Source organism: Desulfobacula sp. (genome assembly GCF_030611305.1).
In the GTDB taxonomy this organism is placed as follows: Bacteria; Desulfobacterota; Desulfobacteria; order Desulfobacterales; family Desulfobacteraceae; genus Desulfobacula.
Map to the genome: position 1 here is coordinate 1 of NZ_JAUWQB010000154.1, position 4,227 is coordinate 4,227.

Annotated in this window: 5 protein-coding genes; 3 read left to right on the forward strand and 2 right to left on the reverse strand. The window is 46.0% G+C overall.

Annotated elements, in window-relative coordinates; all coding sequences use genetic code 11:
• Nucleotides 1–205: 205 nt before the first annotated feature.
• From QAI40_RS16945 to QAI40_RS16955, 3 genes are read left to right on the forward strand one after another with little or no spacing between them, the layout of a single operon-like run.
• Entirely contained in the window at nucleotides 206–1,330 is a 1,125-nt protein-coding gene (locus QAI40_RS16945; RefSeq protein ID WP_304511917.1) for a trimethylamine methyltransferase family protein, read from the forward strand.
• A 33-nt stretch (nucleotides 1,331–1,363) separates the two neighbouring features.
• Nucleotides 1,364–1,900: a PLP-dependent transferase gene (locus QAI40_RS16950; RefSeq protein ID WP_304511913.1), complete on the forward strand. Its 537-nt coding sequence runs from the start codon at nucleotides 1,364–1,366 to the stop codon at nucleotides 1,898–1,900.
• Nucleotides 1,901–1,902: 2 nt separating this feature from the next.
• Nucleotides 1,903–2,676 (forward strand): trans-sulfuration enzyme family protein, encoded by a 774-nt coding sequence (locus tag QAI40_RS16955; protein WP_304511914.1) that lies wholly within the window; start codon nucleotides 1,903–1,905, stop codon nucleotides 2,674–2,676.
• Nucleotides 2,677–2,730: 54 nt separating this feature from the next.
• On the opposite strand, the gene QAI40_RS16960 is transcribed toward QAI40_RS16955, so the two are convergent.
• On the reverse strand, nucleotides 2,731–3,972 hold the full coding sequence (locus tag QAI40_RS16960) for an MFS transporter (RefSeq protein ID WP_304511915.1): 1,242 nt from the start codon (nucleotides 3,970–3,972) through the stop codon (nucleotides 2,731–2,733).
• Between the two features lie 26 nt (nucleotides 3,973–3,998).
• The coding region (locus QAI40_RS16965) for a trimethylamine methyltransferase family protein (RefSeq protein ID WP_304511916.1) at nucleotides 3,999–4,227 on the reverse strand (229 nt) is incomplete at its 5' end.

The following is a 4,227-nucleotide window of genomic DNA, read 5'->3' on the forward strand; positions in this document are numbered from 1 at the left end:
AAAAATCGACTCATTCGTTACTCCTTGATCATTAAGTTGTGGGGACAACTCGATCATAGAGTAACATGAGTCGTACAGATGGCAAAGCCTCTGCACTCTGACCTGGCCCTGAGGGCCAGGGTTTTCACATTAGACTAAAAAAGCTGCTCTGCGGGCATGGGGGCATAATACCTACTATGGCGGCGGATCAGACTGTCTGAATATTCTGGATCATAAGAACGGTAAAAGAAGGAATCCGGTTTTACAGGATGTCGTTAATGCGGCCCGTGTAATGGACGCATTACCCGAGATTGATTTTGTCATGTCTCTCATCCTTCCCAGGGATGTCCATCAGAGTATTTATGACCGGTATCAGATGGAGGCGATGCTCAACAATACCACCAAACCCATTGTTTTCGTGTCTCCGGATTTTCAGGGATGCAAAGCAGCAGTAGAAATGTGCGAAGCTGTGGCCGGTGGTGTGGAAGAATTTAAAAAACACCCCTTTGCCACCTGTTATATCAATGTAACCTCCGGGATGATTATCAATGAAGAGGCGCTTCAAAAATTAATCTATCTTGCAAATAAAGGCCTGCCCCAGCTCTGGATTCCCCTGAACGCCGGCGGGGTGAATTCTCCTGCCACTACGGCAGGGTGCATGGCTTCCATGAATGCCGGCATCATGCTTGGTGTGGTCTTGTCCCAGCTTGTAAAAGAGGGGGCACCCATTGCTGTCCCGGGCTGGAATGGCGGGCCCTATAATCTCCAGACCATGGTGGGCAACTATGTGCTGGCGGATGAACAGGGGGTAGCCACATCCATGGGACGGTATTATAATCTTCCGGTATTCGGCCTTGGTGGATCCACCGACTCCAAGGTGCTGGACCAGCAGTGCGGAATAGAGATGACTATCAGCCTTACGACCGCTCTTCTCCACGGTGCAAATATTGTTCATGATGTAGGGTTTATGGATGCAGGGCTTCAGGGATCGTTGCAACTTTTGGTGATGGCCAATGAGACCATTGGATTCTTGCGGGCTGCCACAAAAGGGGTTAAAGTGGATGATGAAACCCTGGCTCTGGATGTGATAGAAGAACAGGGTCCCACCGGGAGCTATCTTTCGCATCCCCATACCCTGAAACATTATAAGGAACCTTTTTATTCCAAGCTCTTTGACAAGGGATCTTATTCCATGTGGGAAAAAAAGGGGAAATTGACCATGGAGCAAAAGGCTGCCAAAGTCGTGGATGATATTATAGAAAATCATATAGTTGATTCTTTGCCCGATGATGTTCAAACCAAGATAAAGACAATTGTAAAACAGGAGCAGGACTGGATTGACAGCAAATAACAGCAAAGATTTTTTTTATAAGGACGGTATATTATGGCAGATGACAGGCATTTTTTTTTAAGAGACCACTGGGAGTATGATCCTTCTGCACCCAGATATATAAGAGATGATGCAGGCAGGGGAATTGATACAAAATCTTTGCATTCGGGATTCCACCCGTACCAGAACCAGGATGATTTCAGGTCGTTTACACCGCCCCTGGTTCAGTCGGTCACTTACCCCTATGAAACCTTTGATAAAATTCCCTGCCCGGTTTACGGAAGAACCCGGACTCCGACCAATACGGTTCTGGAGGAACGTCTGGCATCACTGGAAGGTGCAGAATCGTGTATCACAGCAGGCTCAGGTTCCCAGGCGCTTTTTGAATTGATTTTCACCATGGCACGCCCGGGTGATAATGTAGTCACCTCCCTCAATATTTTTGGTGAAGGCTATAAACAGGCCACTGATATTTTCCCCAAACGGTGCAATATTGATTTCAGATTTGTCCAGGATCCTGAAGACCCGGATTCATGGGCAGAGCAAATGGATGAGAAGACAAAGCTTGTCTGTATTGAGACTCGACTATAACATTGACAGGAGGGCTGGGGATTTCGGATGAGAAGACAAAGCTTGTCTGGATTGAGACCCCCAGTAATCCCTGCCTGTTTATTACCGATATCAAGGCAGTATCTGATGCAGCTCACGCCAAAGGGGTTCCGGTTCTTGTGGATAATACCACTGCTACGGCAGCACTCCAGCGGCCCATGGATTTTGGGGCCGATTTTGTGCTGCTTTCAATCTCAAAATTTCTGGCTGGAAACGGGACTACGCTTGGCGGAGCTGTTGTAGGGCCAGAGGGGCTCATTGAAGATATCCGGTGGAATACAACCGAGTTTGTGGGGGCCATCATGCCGCCCATGGAGGCATGGATGACACTTCAGTATCTGGAAACTCTGCCCATGAGGATGAAAAAACACAGTACAAATACAATGGCTGTGGCCCAATACCTGACTGATCACCCCAATGTTGTTCATGTCAATTATTCAGGGCTTGCCGATCATCCCCAGCACACACTTGCCTGCCGTCAGATGAGCGGGCATGGCGGGTTGATGTCCTTTGTGGTTAAGGGCGGCGTTGAAGGGGCGGCCAGGGTCATGAACAGCCTGAAACTGATTGTTCATGCCGTTACGTTTGGTACCAGCAGGACCATCTGCATGCATCCGCCCACCATCACCCATGAACATATGACCCGGCAAGAGCGGATGCAAGCCGGTATTGATGACGGATTGATCCGTTTGTCTGTCGGGCTTGAAAATCCCGAAGACCTGATGGACGATCTTGATCAGGCACTTGTGCGTTTGTAAGAATACCCATGATATTCAGGACGTTCAGAGAAAATTATTGATACTAGAATATAGCTATTTATCAATCTCCGAGCGCGGATCAATTTGCATGGCCATTTGTGTGGTATGCTTCATGATCATAAAATCCACCTGGTCTTCAACAGGAATGATTTGAGCAATTTCCCTCTGCCTTAAATAAAAAGAGAGGGCTGCAGAAATGGCACCGATGCCTGAAAAATAAATATAGAATCCATATGGGCTATCCAGCAATTCAATGATCGCTGATGAAGCAATAGGGCCGATCACAGCACCAATACCAAAAAAAAGCAAAAGAGCGGAGCTGACATTGACCACATCCCCAGGCTCAAACATGTCATGGGCTCTTGCCACAGCAGAGGGATAAATGGTGAACATAAGCCCACCGAACATAGCGGTTGCTGCCATAAAAATTCCAAAAGAGCTTTGAGCAGCTATAATCATCAGAACACTTATCACTGCAAACAGGCCACTTGAAATAGGAATCACTATTGATCTGTCAAACCGATCTGAAAACAAACCCAGAGGCCACTGGAACAAAAGTCCTCCCAACACTGTAATAGTCATGAAATAAGATAACTGGGACACACTCAAATTTATTTGATGACAAAACACCGGTCCCATGGTGTAAAAAGAGCTGTTCATCAAACCGGCGGTAAAACATCCGAGTATTCCCAGTGGCGCTTTTTTAAGAATCTTCTTAAGTTTGACCGGCTCAACCTTCGGTATTTCAGGGTGAATGGACCGGGTTAATGCAATGGGAATAATACAAGATACCAGTAAAAAACCGATAATAAAAAACAGGGTTTGATCCTTTATCTCACCAAGGTTGAGTAGCTGCTGCCCAACACTGCTCCCCAGATAGCACATCACCATGTATATGGAAAAAACCCTTCCCCTTGTCTCGGATTGAGTACATTCATTGAGCCAGCTTTCTATGGTCATGAACAGCCCTATGGTGGCAATGCCACAAAAAAACCTGAAAACTCCCCATGCCAAAGCCGAAATATAAAAGCCATGAAGCATGACCATGGCGGTAGCAAGAGCGGCAAAAGCGGTAAAGGCCCTAATGTGCCCGACACTTCTTATCATACGTCTACAGTAAAAGGTTCCTATAATAGAACCGATAAAATAAGAGGTTAAGATCATACCTGTTACTTGGGTTGAAAATTCCTCAACGGTTAATCTTAAACTCAGAAAGGTTGCCAGCAACCCCAAACTCATCGCCAACAGCAGCGTTGCAGTGTACAATGCAATAAATGATTTTAATATGGATGTCATATTATATTTTCCAATGATTGTTTTGTCTAACGGTATCGGGTCTTTGCCAATTCAATGATTGTATGGATTTTTTGCACTACCTTGTCATCCATGGGATCTGGAATATGGGTTTCAATGATTAATTTAATTTTTTCTTTTGCCCGCTCCCCCATTGAGCTGCTGCCGTTTTTTTGCCATATATTTCGGGTTTTCCTGTCAGTCAGGTCAGGCTGCCAGTTCTTTTTAAAATTCATCAGGGTATGGGGATCAGTTAAA

Bases quoted from the DNA above. Each gene is read 5' to 3' on its own strand.
- QAI40_RS16950 (WP_304511913.1), top strand. From the start codon at position 1,364: ATGGCAGATGACAGGCATTTTTTTTTAAGAGACCACTGGGAGTATGAT.
- QAI40_RS16960 (WP_304511915.1), bottom strand. From the start codon at position 3,972: ATGACATCCATATTAAAATCATTTATTGCATTGTACACTGCAACGCTG.